Genomic DNA, 16,600 nt, shown 5'->3' on the forward strand with positions numbered 1-16,600 from the left:
AACAATGGCTGAAGCTGGTGCACGCCGCCCATTTTTCCGTCGTCGCAAGAGCTGTCCGTTCACGGGCGCCAACGCTCCCAAGATCGACTACAAGGACTCCAAGCTGCTGATGCGTTACGTCTCCGAGCGCGGCAAGATCGTGCCGAGCCGCATCACCGCGGTGTCCGCGAAGAAGCAGCGTGAGCTCGCCCGCGCCATCAAGCGCGCGCGGTTCCTGGGCCTGTTGCCCTACGTCATTCGCTGATACGACCAATTCGACCGGCGGCGTCACGCCGCCGGTCGCGACTTTTTTGAACTCATAAGGCTTCCGGGTCGTCCGGTCGCCGATGGTTGGGGCGAGATGCCTCTAACCGCTCGAAGGGAGCGGGACAGCTGATGATGGCCTTTGTGCTGATAGCCCTGATCGCCGGCGCTGCGTCGGCCCTGATGTTCGCCTCGATCATTTCGGGCGCGCTGATCTCGCTCGTCCTGTTCTATCTCGCACCGCTGCCGCTGATGGTCGCCGCGATCGGCTGGGGACCGCTTTGCGCAAGCCTCGGCGGCATCGCCGCTGCGATCGGCCTCGGTGCCCTGTTCGGCCTGCCCTATTGCATCGCATTCGCCGTCACCGTCGCGCTGCCGGCCTGGTGGCTCGGCCATCTCGCGCTGCTCAGCCGTCCTGTGGGAAAGGTTGCCGTGGGACATGCCGCGCCAGACGGCGCCGCGCCCGCCGAACCTGACCTCGAATGGTATCCGGTCGGCCGCATCCTGCTGTGGCTCGCCGGCTTCGCCACGCTGACCACGATCGCCGCCCTGCTCACGCTCGGGACCGACGCCGAGACCATCATCGGCACGCTGCGGCGCGGCCTGATGCGCCTCCTCCGGGCCACCGACCCGCAAAGCTCCGGCGAAGCCGGCCAGTTCGTCGACGCGCTGGTGCGGATCGCACCGGCCGCGGCGACCATCATCGCGATGATGACACTGACGCTCAACCTCTGGCTCAGCGCCAAGATCACGGCGACCTCGGGCCGGCTGCGGCGCCCGTGGCCGGACATGATGACGGCGGAGCTGCCGCCGATGACGCTGGTGGCGCTCTGCATCGCGCTCGCCTTCTGCTTCACCGGCGGGCTGCTCGCGATCGCGGCACAGATCACCGCGGCCGCGCTGATGATGGGCTATGCGCTGACCGGCTTTGCGGTGCTGCATACGCTCACGCTGACGCTGAAGAGCCGCACCTTCTGGCTCGGCTCAACCTACGCCGTCGTGGTCGTGTTCGGATGGCCCGTGATCGCGATGGTGATCCTCGGACTTGCGGATGCCGTGTTCGGCTTCCGCGAACGCTTCCTGCGCAGCCGGCAACCGCCGCCGCTGCCGACCCCTTGAGTTCAACCCCGAAACCGAAACCGTACAGAGCACTTCAAAAGGAGAACGAATATGGAAGTCATTTTGCTGGAACGCGTCAACAAGCTCGGCCAGATGGGCGAAGTCGTGAAGGTTCGCGACGGCTATGCCCGCAATTTCCTGCTCAAGCGCGGCAAGGCATTGCGCGCCACCGCCGACAACAAAGCCAAGTATGACGGCATGAAGGCCGAGCTCGAGGCCCGCAACCTCCAGAGCAAGGGCGAGGCGTCAAAGGTCGCCGAGAAGATCGCGGGCAAGAACATCATCGTGATCCGCCAGGCCTCGGAAGCCGGCCAGCTGTTCGGCTCGGTCAACGTGCGTGACATCGTCGTCGCGTTCGAAGCCGACGGCATCTCGCTGGCCCGCCCGCAGGTCCAGCTCGACGCGCCGATCAAGACCATCGGCAAGCGCTCCATCACCGTTGCCGTCCACCCCGAGGTCGAGGTCGAGATCACCGTCACGGTCGCACGCAGCCAGGACGAGGCCGAGCGCATCAACCGCGGCGAGGACATCTCGACCCGCAACGAGGACCGCGATGCGGCCGCCGAGGCGATCGCCGCCGCCGGCGAGTTCTTCGATCCGGAAGCCGAGCACGACGAAGCCGAGCCGGCACCGGCCGCGGAAGAGAAGTAAGCCTCGCATTCCTACGCGAAGCGAAGCCCGGTCGCCTCAGGCGGCCGGGCTTTTCGTTTTGGCGGCGACGTCCTCGCTCCACATCGCGATCGAGGCCAGCGCCGTCGCCGTGTGCTTCTCGACACCGTCGCTGACGCAGAACACGTCGGCCGCGACCACCGACACCTGGCGGCCCGGCTTGATCACCCGGGCACGACAGATCAGCTTCTCACCGACCGCGGGCGACAACAGGTTGAGCTTGTATTCCGCCGTCAGCGCCGGCTGGCCGCGCGAGGTCGCGGCTGCGATCGTCGTGGCGTTGTCGACCAGGAAGGCGGTGACCCCGCCGTGGAAGAAGCCGTGCTGCTGCAGCAGCTCCGGCCGGCGATCCACAGCGATCGTGCAGGTGCCGCGCGACAATTCCGAGAGCTCGGCGCCGACCAGGTTCATGAAGCCTTGTCGGCCGACATTGGCGTGGATGCGTTCGGCCACAGTGGCGAATTCGGGATCTGCTGCGGCGCTCATGAGGCCTCTCCTTATGTCTTGTTGATGCGTTCGGGCGGCCTCAGCGCACGGCCGGCACAGGCGATCAACGTGTCGGCCTCGACGCGCGGATCGGCGCGGTCGCGTCCCGACAGGAAGGCGCGGCAGAAGATCTGCGCCGGCCCGATGAGCTGGCTGACGAACATCACCGGCGTCATCGGCAAGAGCTCACCGCTTGCAACGAGCGGCGCGCGCCAGCGCTCGATACCGTCGGCGAGCCGCGCATTCTGCGCGCGCTGGGCGTCGCGAACGTCCTCGCCCCACTCGCTCCGCGAAATCTCGAACAGGTAGCGCGCCTCGCGCCGGCTGGTCACGACCCAGTCGAGATGGGCCCGGATCAGCCGATCGATGCCCTGCTCCGCATCGGGCACGGGATCGAGCGCCGCCAGCACCGCGGCGTGATAGTGCCGCAAGACCTCCAGGAACAGCGCACCGGCGAGCTCCTTCTTCGAGCCGAAGGCGTGAAAGAAGCTGCCATTGGAGGCGCGGGCCCGGGTGCGGATCGCGGCCACCGTCGCGGCCTCGAATCCGACGCGGTCGAACACGATCAGCCCGGCTGCCAACAGGTCGTTCCGCACGCTCGCCGTCATGGACGCCTCCTAGAGTATTACTCTAGAGCAATACTCTAGACGCGGTCAATGCAATGCGGAGGCCGCGATGAAACGCGGCCTCCGCATGTCGATCAAAAATGTCGCTGGCTTAGCGCGAGATCGGCGGCGTTGGCGGACCGGACTGCTCGGCCGGCGCGGCGGGCGGGGCTGCAGCGGTCGCGGGTGGCGCCGGCTGCTGCGGCTTGGCCGCCGGCTCGGAGCTGGCCGCAGGCGCGGCCGGCTTGGGAGCCGCCTCTTCCGCCGGCTTGGGTGCGGCTGGCTCGGCAGGCTTCGCAGCCGGCGCTACCGCCGGGACTGGATCGGGCCGCAGCGCCGGAGCTTCGCTGCCGCGGGGCTCGGCCTTGGCGCTGTCAGGCTTGGTCTCAACAGACTTCTCGGACGCCTTGCCGCTGTCGGGCTTGGCCTCGTCGCGACCGGGCTCGACCTTGGCCGTGTCGGGCTTGGACTCAGGTTTGGACTCGGGCTTGGATTCGCTTTTCTTCTCGTCAATGGCTGGCGCGGCGGCGTCGACCTTCGGCGCCTCCTCGGTGCCGGGCTTGGCGCGGCGCTTGCCCTTGCGTCCCTCGGGCGCAGCCTGTCCCTCGGGCTTCGTGCCCTCCTCGGCGGGCCGTGCGGCACGCTTCTGGCGCGCACCTTCCGCTACGGGAGCAGCGGCCTCGCCATCCGGCCTGGCTGCGTCCTGGGCGCGCGGGCGGCGGCCCTGATGATCGGGATTGGTGCTCGCGTCCTTCTCCCTCGCGCCGTCCTTTTTGCCGTCCTTGGCCTGGTAGCGGGTGTCGGTGGCGCCGTTGGAGACGAGATAGGAGGCGAGGATGCCCGCCATATCCGAGCTCGTGGTGTAGTGCTGGCGCAGAAAGCCCGGCAGCGAGCCCGGCGCGACGGACTTCAGAAGTCCGCGCGGGCTCTTGTGGCACGCATTGCAGGTCTGCGCGAAAAGCTGGGACGGGGTTTTGCCGGCCTCGAGGTTGGTCACCTGCGCAAAAACGGTATCGGCCGCGCCGAAGCCGATCAGAAGCAATACCGTCGCGAGGCTGAGCGCTCGGCTCGACATTCCCATCATCTCCATTGAATTCCGAGAGTTGCAGCCAGCGTGCGGCGCGGCAGCGGTCACCTTTTATCCGATTGAGCCACGAATGGAAGCAGGCACCACGCGCAAGGATGTGATTAAGCGGTTTGCGAATATCGGCTGTGAACTCAGCGCATTAGCGCAGCCGATCCTGCCTCCCTAAATTTGGATGCAAGCGCATAGGAACCGCCGCGTCACCTGGGCGTCAGAAGTGAAGGCCGGGTTAGTCGCATCCCTTCGGGTTCGCTCGAGAGGAAGGTGTCGATGGACCTCTTGTTGCGTAGATTTCTGTCTCAATTCATCCGCCGCGGCACGATGACGGTGACCGGCTCGAGCGGATCGAAGTTCACCGTTGGAGACGGCACTGGTGAACCGGTCGCGGTGCGCTTCGTCACCGCGGAGGCGGAGCGGAAGATCCTCGTCAATCCCGAGCTCGGGCTTGGCGAGGCCTATATGGACCGCGAGTTCATCGTCGAGCACGGCACCATAGCTGATGCCCTCGCGATCCTGCTCGATCAACCCGACCTATTGCCGCAGTGGGCAAAACCCTGGTGGCGCCTGCGCTATCTGACGCGGCATCTGAAGCAGTTCAATCCGCGCTCGCGCTCCCGCCACAACGTCGCGCATCACTATGATCTCGATGCCCGGCTCTATTCGCTCTTCCTGGACGCCGACAAGCAATATAGCTGCGCCTATTTCGAGACGCAGGACGCGACGCTCGACGACGCGCAGATCGCCAAGAAACGGCACATCGCCGCAAAGCTGCTGGTCAGGCCCGGCCAGCGCGTCCTCGACATCGGCTCCGGCTGGGGCGGGCTCGGGCTCTACCTCGCCGAGATCGCCGCCGCCGACGTCACCGGCGTGACGCTGTCGAGCGAGCAGCTGCAGCTCGCCAACGCGCGCGCGGCTGAAAAGCGCCTGACCGGATCGGCCAGATTCCTGCTCCAGGACTATCGCGACATCGAGGGCCCGTTCGACCGTATCGTCTCCGTTGGCATGCTCGAGCATGTCGGCGCCCGCTTCTACGACACCTACTTCCAACGCTGCGCCGAGCTGTTGGGCGAGAACGGCATCATGCTGCTGCACGCGATCGGCCGTTCGCAGGGCCCGGACTCGACCAATCCCTGGATCGCCAAATACATCTTCCCCGGCGGCTACATCCCGGCGCTGTCGGAGGTGCTGCCGGCGATCGAGCGCGCCGGCCTCCTGGTCTGCGATATCGAGATCCTGCGCCTGCACTACGCGGAAACGCTGAAGGCCTGGCGGGAACGTTTCATGGCGCGGCGCGAGGAGGCCGTGCAGCTCTACGACGAGCGCTTCGCGCTGATGTGGGAATTCTATCTGGCGGCCTGCGAGATGACGTTCCGCAAGCAAGCCATGATGAACTTCCAGATCCAGCTCACCCGGCGCCAAGGCGTGGTGCCGATCACCCGCGACTACATGCCGCGTGAAGAAGCCCGGCTGCGAGCTCGCGAACGCGCGAGCAAGCCCAGACTGAAATTGGCTGGTGAATAGGTCCTAGTCTGGTGAATAGATCCTAGTGACGCAGGGTCGACATCTGGGAGGAGCGGAAACTGGCCGTTAACGCCAGCTGCGCCCTCAGCGCGACCAGGATTTCCGGGGCGACAGGCTGGCGACGTATTTCGGGCCGTTCCGCGTGCTCCATGGCCGCAATCAGCCCCGAGAGCCAAAGCCGGCTACCCGCCTCGCTCCGCCAAATCTGGTGCTGCCGTTCTGGCCGCATCGCCTGCCTCGTTCCCTGTTGACGGATCGCGGGAGACAATTCCCTCCCCCGCCTGCCTGTTCCCGTCTTACCCCCGAAAGATTCCGGGGAGATGTGATCCAATTCACATAAGTCTGGTCGGGCCTGGCTTAGACCGTCGCCATGAGCAAAGAGACCCAAACCTCATTCGACGTGCAGGACGACCTCCGCACCGATTACGCCCTGATCGTTACCGGCGTCGGGGCGGCTCTGGTGGCGCTGGTCTACCTCCTGCTGGTCTGAAGGCGAGCCCAAAGCCGCCAGCGTGCGTCATTTCGCGCGCTTCTGGATTCGTCTGCGCGCCAATCCATTAGGTTCATGCCATAAGGTACATGGTTGCAGGATTTTTCCATGGCGCCGTGGCGGCCACTTCCTGGCCGGGCGAGTTCCGCAAAAATCCGTCAAGCGCGACGCGTGCTGCGAGCGCTAATCATCCACCATTTTAACTGAGCGGTTGATAGCGGTCAGCTTTCGCTTCCGCTTTGCACCGAGGCGGCGCTTTATCCCGGCCCCGCATCCGCCCAAGAAAATTGCTAAGCACGTCCGACCATGGCCCTGACTGATTCGAACGTCCTCAAACTCGCACCCGAGCCCGGCACTCCCGCCTACCGGAGCGCGCCGCATAATATCGAAGCGGAACAGAGCCTTCTGGGCGCGATCCTGGTCAACAATGATGCGTTCTACCGTGTCTCCGACTTCCTCGAGCCGAAGCATTATTTCGAGCCGCTGCACCAGACCATCTACGAGACCGCCGGCAGCCTGATCCGGATGGGCAAGATCGCCACGCCCGTGACGCTGAAGACGTTCCTGCCCGCCGACACCGACGTCGGCGGTATGACCATCGGGCAGTATCTGGCGCGCCTTGCGGCGGAAGCGACCACCATCATCAATGCTCAGGACTACGGCCGCACCATCTATGACCTGGCGCTGCGTCGCGACCTCATCGGCATCGGCGAGGACATGGTCAATGTCGCCTATGACGCCCCGGTCGATTTCGCGCCGCGGGCGCAGATCGAGGACGCCGAGCGCCGCCTCTACGAGCTCGCCGAATCCGGCCGCTATGACGGCGGATTCCAGAAATTCTCGCAGGCGCTGGCGGTCGCGGTCGATCTCGCTGCAAAGGCGTTCCAGCGCGACGGCAAGCTGTCCGGCATCTCGACGGGCATGCGCGATCTCGACACCAAGATGGGTGGCCTGCAGCACTCCGACCTCATCATCGTCGCGGGCCGTCCCGGCATGGGCAAGACCTCGCTGGCGACCAACATCGCCTACAATGTCGCGCAAGCCTATGTTCCGGAACTCCAGGCCGACGGCACCACGAAGGCCGCCAATGGCGGCGTCATCGGCTTCTTCTCCTGCGAAATGTCGTCCGACCAGCTCGCCACGCGTATCGTGGCCGAGCGCACCGGCGTTCCCTCCTCCCACATCCGCCGCGGTGGCATCTCGGAAGCCGATTTCGAAAAGATCCGGGAGGTCTCGATCGAGCTGCAATCGCTGCCTTTCTATGTCGACGCGACCGGCGGCCTGTCGATCGCGCAGCTGATGGCGCGCGCCCGCCGGCTGAAGCGGCAGAAGGGCCTCGATCTGCTCGTGATCGACTACATCCAGCTGCTGTCGGGCTCGGGCAAGCGGAGCGATAATCGCGTGCAGGAAATCACGGAGATCACGACCAGCCTGAAGGCGCTCGCCAAGGAGCTCAACGTTCCGATCATCGCGCTGTCCCAGCTCTCACGCCAGGTCGAATCCCGCGACGACAAACGGCCGCAGCTCTCCGACTTGCGTGAATCCGGATCAATCGAGCAGGACGCCGACGTCGTGCTGTTCGTGTATCGCGAGGAATATTACCTCGCCATGAAGGAACCGCGCCCGGGCACGCCTGAACACGAGAAGTGGCAGCTCGACATGAGTCTTGCGCACGGCAAGGCCGAGGTCATCATCGGCAAGCAGCGCCACGGCCCGACAGGCACCGTTGACTTGGCCTTCGAGGCCTCGATCACGCGGTTCGGCGACCTCGCGCCTGACAGTCAGTTGCCGGCTCGCAGCGGCAACGACTACTGAGTTCCTTGAACAGGACCGGCCTCTTGCGTAAAACGACGCCATGACAATGGCGTCCGACCCGAAAACCATCTCACAATCTGGCCTTCTCTCCGCGGAGGCCAACCAGGCTGCCGCGCTCGCTGCCTATGGCGGCGTGCTGACCGTCGATCTCGACGCCATCATTGCCAATTGGCGCAAGCTCGAGAAGACGGCGGTGCCGGCTGAGTGTTCGGCGGTGATCAAGGCCGACGCCTATGGCTGCGGCGCCGCCGAGGTCGCGCGTGCGCTGAGCAAGGCCGGCTGCAAGACCTTTTTCGTCGCCACCATCGAGGAAGCGCGCAAGGTGCGCGCAGCCGTGCCGGAGCCCACGATCTACGTGCTCGGCGGCTATTTCCAGAATACCGGCGAGCACTACGCCAAGATCAATTGCCGTCCTGTCATCGGCGACCTCAACGAGCTCGCCGAGTGGGACGTGTTCTGCCGCCGCACCGGCTGGACCGGGGGCACGGCCGTTCACATCGACACCGGCATGAACCGGCTCGGCCTGACGTTATCGGAAGCGCAGGCCATCATCCCCCGCATCAATGCCGGCGATCACGGCATCACGCTGGTGATGAGCCATCTGGTCTCGGCCGAGCAGCTCAACAGCCCCGTGAACGCCAAGCAGCTCGCGGCCTTCCGCGGCATCGCCAGCGAATTCTCCGGCGTGCCGGCGGCGCTCGCCAATTCCTCCGGCATCTTCCTCGGCGCGCCCTTCCAGTTCGATATGGTGCGGCCGGGCGCTGCGCTCTACGGCGTCAACCCGACGCCGGAGGCCGACAATCCGATGCAGCCGGTGGTCGACCTCAAGGCGCGCATCGTGCAGATCCGCACTATCGAGCGCGGCGAGACCGTCGGCTATGGCGGCACCTGGACCGCGCGGCGGCCGACAAAGCTCGCGATCATCGCGGTCGGTTATGCCGACGGCTATTTCCGCGCCGCCAGCTCCAATGACGGCACCCGCGGCGCCGAGGTCATCGTCGCCGGCAAGCGCTGCCCCGTCGCCGGCCGCGTCTCCATGGATCTCATCGCGATCGACATCACCGATCTGCCGCAGAATGCAGCGCGGCGCGGCCACCTGGTGACGCTGCTCGGCGAGGGCATCACCGTCGACGAGCTCGCGCATCATTTCGGCACCATCGGCTACGAGGTGCTGACCAGCCTCGGCCACCGCTACGCCCGACTCTACAAAGGCGGCAATGTAGAGGAACCGCTGGTGAAGCCGGAGCCAGCGCAGGCCGCCGAGCAACCGCCCTCCCCGCCGCCAATCGAGCAGCCGGCAGCCCCGCCGCCGCTGCCGGGCTGAACTCTCGTGCCCCGGATGCGGCGCAGTGCGCTGCTGAGCCGGGGCCCATCTCTCTACAGCGCACCGTGTCGCTGTCTGGGTCCCGGCTCGCGCTACGCGCGTCCGGGACACGGAAGGGATCGCTTACTTCTTCTTCCTGTTGTCCAGCGCCGCCTTGCAGGTCGCGCTGAGCTGATCGCGCTTGTCGGTGAGGCAGGCGACGACGCGCCCTCCACCCGGCGCGATGCCGGCGCAGAATTTATCATAGTCTGCCTTGCACGCACCGCGCGGGTCGGACGATTGTGCCGACGCGGCCCCGGAGAACGCGAGGGCGACGACGATGGCGGCAAAGTTCAACTTGGACATTTTATCTCCGGGTACGGAAGGCAGGAGCCGGTAGCTCTACATGAAGATCGCGACATTCAACATCAACAACGTCAACCGCCGCCTGCCCAATCTGTTGGCATGGCTGCGCGCGGCAAAGCCCGATGTCGTCGCGCTTCAGGAATTGAAGGCAAGTGATGGCGAATTTCCGGCGGCCGCGATCGAAAAGGCCGGCTATGGCGCGGTGTGGCGCGGACAGAAGACCTGGAACGGTGTCGCGATCCTCGCCCGCAATGCAGAGCCCATTCTGACCCGCGACCGCTTGCCTGGAAAACCCAGCGATCTCGAAGCCCGCTATCTCGAAGCCGCCGTGCGCGGGATCATCGTCACCAGCATCTATCTGCCGAACGGCAATCCGCAACCGGGGCCGAAATTCGACTTCAAGCTCGACTGGTTCGCGCGCCTCAAGCGCCACGCCAAGAGCCTCATCAAGCAGGATCTGCCCGTCGTGCTCGCCGGCGACTACAACGTCGCGCCTGCAGAGATCGACATCTATCCGACGCGCTCATGGGACAAGGATGCGCTGATCCAGCCGAAGAGCCGGGCAGCCTTTGCTTCGCTCGTCGAGCAAGGCTGGTGCGATGCGATCCGCGAGCTGCATCCGGACCAGCGCATCTACACGTTCTGGGACTACAAGCGGAACCGCTGGCCGCGCGATGCGGGGCTGCGGCTCGATCATCTCCTGCTCAGCCCAGCCCTCGCCCCGCGCCTGGCCAAGGCCGGCGTCGACAAGAATATCCGCGGCGAGGATGGCGCCAGCGATCACGCGCCAGCATGGGTGGTGTTGAAATAGCAGAAGTGCCGTAGGTGGGCAAAGCGAAGCGTGCCCACCAAACTCGTTTACGGAGACAGACGGTGGGCACGGCGCAAGTGCGCCTTTGCCCACCCTGCGATCACCCGAGTTTAGCGCCCATAATAGTCCTGCACCGTGTCCCATGCCGCCTTTTGCAGAAGCTGCGCCGTCCCCGCATCCAGCCCCAAAGTGTAGGCATTGTCGACAGGCGAACGGCCTGTCAACGCGGCAAACGTCACGCATGCCGCAAGATAGGTGCCCGCCGGACTCGGATGCCGCTTGTCCAGCGCATACAGATTGAGCTCCGGCCGCAGCTTGCGCACCCGCGCGAAGGCAAGACCTGCAGGAATGACCAACGCATCGTTGGCATTGCCTGCGATCGTGTAGGCCTCGGCCAACGATTCCGTCATCTCCGGCTTGTCAGCATAGGCCCAGGACATGAACAGCACCGGCCGCATGCCGTGGACGCGAACGATCTCGCTGTCCTTCTTCGCGAAAGTCGCGAACGCGTCCTTCAATTGCGGATGGATCGGGCACTGGCTGCAATCCATCATCACGACGGCGTCGTACTGCCGGCCTGGCTTGTTGAAGATGACGTTGTTCTGCTCGTCGAAGGAATACGCGCCGAGGCCGCCCGGCCGCAGCAGATTGTCCATGTCGTGCCAATCGAGGCCGGAGCCGCCGATCGTCACCATGGTGTTGCGGTACACCGCCTTGTTCGCGGGATCCACCGCCCGCTCCATGAAGGTGAGATGCCCGGGCATGCCGTTGTTGTAGTAGAAGAAGCTGTTGCCGACGAACAGCGCTGCCTTGGGGAAGTCCGGTCCGAGCGAAGTCACCTTCGGCCTGGTCTGCGCCTGGACATTGAAGCCGGCTGCAACGGCGAGACACATTGCGAGCATGACTCGCGCAAAAAGACGCATCATGGCTTCCTCCCCTTTTCTCCAGGGCCGGAACCAAATCAGCTTTTCAAAATGGCCTCAAGAGCGCGAACGTGCAGCGGACATCTGCGCGCATGCATGCTCACCACAAGTTCTTGCCGTCAATCATGTTGACCGGCACCGCCTCCAGATCGAAATCGTCGAACAGGCGCGCATTCACCGCGACCTTGGGATTGTCGAAATCGGGCTTGCCGGTCGACCAGTCCGGCGACTCCGAATAGGTGCCGCAGCCGCAGCTTGCACAGAAATGATGTTTGACGGTGCGGCTACCCCAGAGATAGGTCGCGACATTGTCCGGCGGTGACAGCAGACGAAACTGCGCCGGCGTGTAATAGGCCCACAGCGCGCCGCGCTTGGCGCAGAGCGAGCAGGTGCAGCGCGTCACGCTCGAAGGCACCTCCGTCACCTCGAACACCGTCTCACCGCAATGACAACTTGCCTCGATCGGCATGACCCCTCCCGTTGTGTCAGAACTGGGGCATAGCCAGCCCCTGCTGCCAACATGCTGTCAGCAGCAGGACGCCTCAACCAAAATATGAAAAACAACCCCATGCACAGTAGCCGACCGCTGTCGGATCAATGAGTTACTGATTTCCGCAATTCGACCTGCCTGCCGTCGGGCAAAACACCGGCACGATGCCTCGGGGATTCAGATGGCCCCTTCGTCGGGAATATTGAGAACGGTGCCACAGGCCTTGCAATGCACGGCGTCGGCATCGTGCCTCTGGAGCCCGCAAGTCGGGCACGGAAATCGCACCTTGTGGGGACTGAGGAGCGCGCGTGCGAGATTGAAGAACAGCGTCACGCCGAAAATCATGATCACGACGGTGATCAAGCGACCGAGCGTGCCCGGCAGGGTAATGTCGCCAAAGCCGGTCGTTGTCAGCGCCGTGACGGTGAAATACAGGGCATCGGCATAGTTCCGGATCTCATCGTTGCGAAACTTCTGGGTCTCGTAAACGATCCCGGTCATGACGAAGATGAAGACGGCCAGGTTCGTGACGGCGAAGATGACGTCTTCGTTGCGACGGAAGAAGGGAGAATCCATGCGCAACCTCACCAGCATCTGGTAGTCGCGAAGCAGGCCCAACGTTCGCAAGATCCGGAAAAAGCCGCCCGCCTCGCCGGCAAGCGGTGCCAGGAACGATACGATCGCAACCATGTCAGCCCAAGTCGCGAGTTGACTGAATTTTCGAAACGGATGCCGATCGACCAGAAGCCGCGCCGAGAAGTCGGCGAGTAACGTGACGCCGAACAGGACATCGAGCGTTTCAACGATCTCACTGGGCGGCAGGAACGAGGTTGCGATGATGAACAGCACCGTCACGATGTCGAAGGCGAGCAGCGCGTAGCGGAAGCGCACGCCGCTTGGCGTTGCGCCCTCGTAAAGGCGACGGACATTGCTTCTGAGAGAATTGAGAGTCACGGCATCATGATCGCGGTTCGCACGGATGATGGCAACTCGGAGAGCGCGCCGCAAGATCGAACCCGATCGCTGCCATCTTTGGCCGAACAGGAGAAGGGTTGCCAACCCTGAGCGACTGGACGGTGTCCGACACGAAAGCCATGGTTGCGCCAGTTTCGCGATAATTTCTTAGCCCACCTGATCTATTCCGAGATTATTCGCGGTGCGAATTATTCTGATCGCTGCGATGTCGCTCGCCTGCATTGGTGCCGCACAGGCGCAGAACGTGACGTTCAAGCGTTTCCGAAACTCCGACCCGCAATGGGTGTCAGTATCGCTGCGAGGATCGTCCGCTGAGTTGAAGCCGACGCGATCGACATTGTTGCGGATGTCGGATCGGTAACTCGTCGTTGTCGAGAATGAACGTCTTCGTCGAATAGGTGCTGCCAAGGTCGATGTGGAGATAGTCGAGCTTCGCCGTCCAGTTTGCCGCGAGCGCCGCCTCGATGCCGCCCCGACGACCCGATCACGGACTGGGCGATGTCGACATCGACGGCCAAAAGCGGCTCCCGGTGGACTAAGGCCGGAACCGAGGCCGGCTTGAGAGCCGAGCCTCTTGACCTCAGCCCCTTGGTCAGCATACTGGTCTGACCAAGATCAGACCAGCGGGACGGGAATGGAGCTCAAGCGGGCCACCGAAGGCGAAAAAGGGTTCGAGAAGGTGTTCGCCTTCCTGCGCGAACGCCTGCTCGCCGGCTCGCTCAAGCCCGGCGACCGCCTCATCTCGGAACGCGAGCTGGCAACTCTCCTCGGCGTCAGCCGGCCGATCGTCCGCGAGGCACTGCGTGCCCTCACCGTGCTCGGCATCGTCGAGATCCGCGATCGCATCGGCACCGTGGTGACCCGGCCGGACGTGTCGGTGCTGAACGACTTCTTCACCTTCGCGCTCGCCCAGCAGGCGGACATGCTCGACGACGTCATGCAGGCGCGCGTCGCGATCGAATGCCAGGCGATCCGCCTCGCCTGCGAGCGTGCCAACATTGCAGATTTCGAGCGCCTGCAGCGCGCGCTCGCGAAGATCGGCGAGACGATCGACGAGGCCGATGCCGGCGGCATGGCCGATTTCGACTTCCACCGTGCCATCGTCGTCGCCTCGCATTCGGAGACACTGACGGTCCTGCATGGTTCGTTGGCCGGCCTCTTGACCCATTCGCATCGCAGCCGCCGTGAGCTGGTGCAGGCCTTCCCGTCGATGAAGACCTATCTGATCGACGATCACCGCCGCATCTTCGAGGCCGTGATTGCGCGCGACCCGGAGCGGGCGGACGCGACGCTGCGCAAGCATTTCGCCATCGGCGACGAGTACCGGCGGCGCGCCATCGTCGGCGACATCGACAAGACCAGCGCCTCGGGATGATCGCGGCAGCGCGGTCAACCAAGAAGCCAATCAACCAAGAAACGGACTTATTACATGGGACGGAACGACAAGGGCAATGTCGGCTTCATCGGCATCGGCACGATGGGCCGAGAGATGGTGCGCAACTTGCTGATGGCCGGCCACGCAGTTCGCGTGTTCGATCTCGACGAGGCGGCACTGGCCGACAGCGCCAGGGAAGGCGCTGCTCGTGCCAAGAGTCCAGCCGATGCCGCGCAAGGCGCCGACATCGTCATCACCATGCTGCCCGACACGCCCCATGTCGAGGCGACCATTTACGGCGAGCACGGCCTGCTGAAGTCGCCGCCATCAGGCAAGCTCGTCGTCGACATGAGCACGATTTCGCCAGTCGCCGTCCGCCGCATCCATGCCGACCTGCAAAAGATCGGCGTCGGCTTCATCGACGCGCCGGTCTCCGGCGGGCCGGTTGGCGCCAAGAATGCCGCGCTCTCGATCATGGCCGGCGGCGATGCGGACGCCTTTGCGCAGGCCGAGCCGTTCTTCCGTGCGATGGGCACCACCATCACGCATGTCGGCGCGTCCGGCGCCGGCCAGACCGTCAAGCTCTGCAACCAGCTGATCTGCGGCATCAACATCCAGGCGATTTGCGAGGCGCTGGCGCTTGGGCGCGCTTCGGGCCTCGATCTCAATCTGCTGCGCCGGGTTCTGCTCGGTGGCTCCGCGGCCTCCTGGATGCTCGACAAGCTCGGCCCCCAGATGATCGCAGGCGACGTCTCCGCCGGCTTCCGGATCGATCTCCAGCTCAAGGACCTCCGCCTGGTCCAGGAGCACGCGCAGGCGCTCAGCGTGCCGCTCCCCGGCACCGCGCTCGTGACCAGCCAGTATGTCGATGCGCGCGCGCACGGCGAAGGAAGCAACGGCAACCAGGCGCTGTTCCGCGTCTACGACCGCATGACCAACCAGACAACCGGCTGAACGGGTGGCGATGAGCCTTCAACTCGACTTCCCCGCAGTGCTGGAGCGTTGGCCGAGCTTTCTCGCCGGCGCCGTCCTCACGCTGGAGCTTGCCGCCTTCGCGACGGTGCTCGGCGCCCTCCTCGGCACGCTCGCGGCGGTCGGGCGCGGAACGCACAACGCGCTGATATCAGGCGCCTGCAAGGCCTATGTCGAGACCATCCGCAACACGCCGCTCTTGGTTCAGATCTTCCTGGTCTATTTCGGCCTGGCCAGTCTGGGGCTGAAATTCTCCGCTTTCACGGTGGCCGTGGCCGCGCTGACGATCAACGTCGGCGCCTACACCGCCGAGATCATGCGCGCCGGCTTCGAGGCGATCCCGCGGGGACAGATCGAGGCGGCCGAGGGCCTGGCGCTGTCGCGCCTCCAGATCTACTGGCACATCATCCTGCTGCCGGCGATCGAGAAGGTCTATCCGGCGTTGACCAGCCAGTTCGTGCTGCTGATGCTGGCCTCTTCGGTCTGCTCGCAGATCTCGGCCGAGGAGCTCACCGCCGTCGCCAACTACATCCAGTCGGATACGTATCGCGCGTTCGAGACCTACATCATCGTCGCCGTGCTCTACGTCATCCTGTCGCTGGTGATGCGCGCCGGCTTCTGGGGCCTCGGCCTCGTGCTGTTTCCGCGCCGTCGCCGGCTCGGCACGCCGTTGTGAGATGATCATGGGCGGACATCTCAACATCAATCATCTGATGTTCCTCGGCCAGGGCGCGCTGTGGACCATTGGCTTGTCGGTGATCGCGCTGATCGGCGGCGGCATCGTCGGTTTCGTGATCGCGCTCGCGCGGATATCGCCGCTGAAATCGGTGCGGATTGCCAGCGCCGTCTATGTCCAGCTCATCCAGGGCACGCCGCTACTCGTCATCCTGTTCCTCGGCTATTTCGGTCTCGCCGCGATCGGCCTCAAGGTCTCGCCGCTCGCTGCTGCCGGCGCCTCGCTGACGCTGTACGTCGCCGCCTATCTCGGCGAGATCTGGCGCGGCTGCATCCAGTCCGTGCCGAAGCCGCAATGGGAGGCCGCCGAAGGCCTGGCGCTGAGCCGGACCCAGCGCATGATGAAAGTTATCCTGCCGCAGGCCATTCGCATCGCGACGCCGCCCACCGTCGGCTTCATGGTGCAGATCGTCAAGAACACCTCGCTCGCCTCCGTCGTCGGCTTCGTCGAGCTGATGCGCTCGGGGCAGATCGTCAACAACTCGCTGTTCGAGCCCTTCGCCATCTACGCCATCATCGCCGTCATCTATTTCGCCATGTGCTATCCGCTGTCGCTGTTCAGCCAGAGGCTGGAACGGCGGATGGGGCGTGGCAGATCCAACCTCGCGCCGGCCTGAC

At 64.6% G+C, this 16,600-nt stretch carries 18 protein-coding genes; 11 read left to right on the plus strand and 7 right to left on the minus strand.

Annotated elements, in window-relative coordinates:
• The first annotated feature begins 4 nt into the window (after window positions 1-4).
• The 3 genes from rpsR (at window position 5) to rplI (ending at window position 2,013) form a co-directional block, all read left to right on the plus strand.
• A complete protein-coding gene (gene rpsR, locus GDN70_RS22840) occupies window positions 5-244 on the plus strand; it encodes a 30S ribosomal protein S18 (RefSeq protein WP_007592020.1) in 240 nt (79 codons plus the stop codon).
• A gap of 131 nt (window positions 245-375) precedes the next feature.
• Window positions 376-1,362 carry a hypothetical protein gene (locus GDN70_RS22845; RefSeq protein ID WP_152103066.1) on the plus strand — a complete coding sequence of 329 codons (987 nt, stop codon included), beginning with the start codon at window positions 376-378 and terminating at the stop codon, window positions 1,360-1,362.
• Between the two features lie 51 nt (window positions 1,363-1,413).
• Entirely contained in the window at window positions 1,414-2,013 is a 600-nt protein-coding gene (gene rplI, locus GDN70_RS22850; protein WP_028145030.1) for a 50S ribosomal protein L9, read from the plus strand.
• A gap of 36 nt (window positions 2,014-2,049) precedes the next feature.
• On the opposite strand, the gene GDN70_RS22855 is transcribed toward rplI, so the two are convergent.
• From GDN70_RS22855 to GDN70_RS22865, 3 genes are all read right to left on the minus strand, one after another.
• A complete protein-coding gene (locus GDN70_RS22855; protein ID WP_038972487.1) occupies window positions 2,050-2,517 on the minus strand; it encodes a PaaI family thioesterase in 468 nt (155 codons plus the stop codon).
• 11 nt (window positions 2,518-2,528) lie between these two features.
• On the minus strand, window positions 2,529-3,125 hold the full coding sequence (locus tag GDN70_RS22860) for a TetR/AcrR family transcriptional regulator (protein ID WP_038946501.1): 597 nt from the start codon (window positions 3,123-3,125) through the stop codon (window positions 2,529-2,531).
• Window positions 3,126-3,234: 109 nt separating this feature from the next.
• Window positions 3,235-4,197, minus strand: coding sequence for a hypothetical protein (locus GDN70_RS22865; RefSeq protein ID WP_173015855.1), 963 nt, complete (start codon window positions 4,195-4,197; stop codon window positions 3,235-3,237).
• A 279-nt stretch (window positions 4,198-4,476) separates the two neighbouring features.
• Between GDN70_RS22865 and GDN70_RS22870 the strand changes: the two genes are divergently transcribed.
• The 3 genes from GDN70_RS22870 to alr all read left to right on the plus strand — a co-directional run bounded on the left by GDN70_RS22870 (window position 4,477) and on the right by alr (window position 9,356).
• The gene (locus tag GDN70_RS22870) at window positions 4,477-5,727 is read left to right on the plus strand and encodes a cyclopropane-fatty-acyl-phospholipid synthase family protein (protein WP_173015856.1); all 1,251 of its coding nucleotides are present in this window, start codon (window positions 4,477-4,479) and stop codon (window positions 5,725-5,727) included.
• A gap of 796 nt (window positions 5,728-6,523) precedes the next feature.
• Complete coding sequence (locus GDN70_RS22880) at window positions 6,524-8,032, plus strand: replicative DNA helicase (protein WP_028145035.1); 1,509 nt, start codon at window positions 6,524-6,526, stop codon at window positions 8,030-8,032.
• Window positions 8,033-8,078: 46 nt separating this feature from the next.
• Window positions 8,079-9,356 carry an alanine racemase gene (alr, locus tag GDN70_RS22885; protein WP_173015958.1) on the plus strand — a complete coding sequence of 426 codons (1,278 nt, stop codon included), beginning with the start codon at window positions 8,079-8,081 and terminating at the stop codon, window positions 9,354-9,356.
• 123 nt (window positions 9,357-9,479) lie between these two features.
• On the opposite strand, the gene GDN70_RS22890 is transcribed toward alr, so the two are convergent.
• Window positions 9,480-9,701, minus strand: a complete 222-nt coding sequence (locus tag GDN70_RS22890) for a cysteine rich repeat-containing protein (protein ID WP_028145037.1) — start codon at window positions 9,699-9,701, stop codon at window positions 9,480-9,482.
• Between the two features lie 40 nt (window positions 9,702-9,741).
• Here GDN70_RS22890 and GDN70_RS22895 point away from each other — a divergent pair, with 40 nt between their 5' ends.
• Entirely contained in the window at window positions 9,742-10,512 is a 771-nt protein-coding gene (locus tag GDN70_RS22895) for an exodeoxyribonuclease III (RefSeq protein ID WP_038946496.1), read from the plus strand.
• Between the two features lie 110 nt (window positions 10,513-10,622).
• On the opposite strand, the gene GDN70_RS22900 is transcribed toward GDN70_RS22895, so the two are convergent.
• From GDN70_RS22900 to GDN70_RS22910, 3 genes are all read right to left on the minus strand, one after another.
• Window positions 10,623-11,438 (minus strand): DUF4886 domain-containing protein, encoded by an 816-nt coding sequence (locus GDN70_RS22900; protein WP_028145039.1) that lies wholly within the window; start codon window positions 11,436-11,438, stop codon window positions 10,623-10,625.
• 97 nt (window positions 11,439-11,535) lie between these two features.
• Window positions 11,536-11,904, minus strand: coding sequence for a GFA family protein (locus GDN70_RS22905; RefSeq protein WP_038946492.1), 369 nt, complete (start codon window positions 11,902-11,904; stop codon window positions 11,536-11,538).
• Window positions 11,905-12,102: 198 nt separating this feature from the next.
• Complete coding sequence (locus GDN70_RS22910; RefSeq protein WP_038972510.1) at window positions 12,103-12,879, minus strand: potassium channel family protein; 777 nt, start codon at window positions 12,877-12,879, stop codon at window positions 12,103-12,105.
• A 655-nt stretch (window positions 12,880-13,534) separates the two neighbouring features.
• Between GDN70_RS22910 and GDN70_RS22915 the strand changes: the two genes are divergently transcribed.
• The 4 genes from GDN70_RS22915 to GDN70_RS22930 are packed head-to-tail and all read left to right on the plus strand — an operon-like array spanning window position 13,535 to window position 16,599.
• Entirely contained in the window at window positions 13,535-14,275 is a 741-nt protein-coding gene (locus tag GDN70_RS22915; protein ID WP_018317590.1) for a FadR/GntR family transcriptional regulator, read from the plus strand.
• A 54-nt stretch (window positions 14,276-14,329) separates the two neighbouring features.
• Window positions 14,330-15,229, plus strand: a complete 900-nt coding sequence (locus GDN70_RS22920) for an NAD(P)-dependent oxidoreductase (protein WP_028145042.1) — start codon at window positions 14,330-14,332, stop codon at window positions 15,227-15,229.
• 10 nt (window positions 15,230-15,239) lie between these two features.
• Complete coding sequence (locus GDN70_RS22925; RefSeq protein ID WP_028145043.1) at window positions 15,240-15,923, plus strand: amino acid ABC transporter permease; 684 nt, start codon at window positions 15,240-15,242, stop codon at window positions 15,921-15,923.
• Between the two features lie 7 nt (window positions 15,924-15,930).
• The gene (locus GDN70_RS22930) at window positions 15,931-16,599 is read left to right on the plus strand and encodes an amino acid ABC transporter permease (RefSeq protein WP_026201880.1); all 669 of its coding nucleotides are present in this window, start codon (window positions 15,931-15,933) and stop codon (window positions 16,597-16,599) included.
• Window position 16,600: the final 1 nt, after the last annotated feature.

Source organism: Bradyrhizobium sp. TM102, from assembly GCF_009176685.1.
GTDB classification, from domain to species: Bacteria; Pseudomonadota; Alphaproteobacteria; order Rhizobiales; family Xanthobacteraceae; genus Bradyrhizobium; species Bradyrhizobium ottawaense.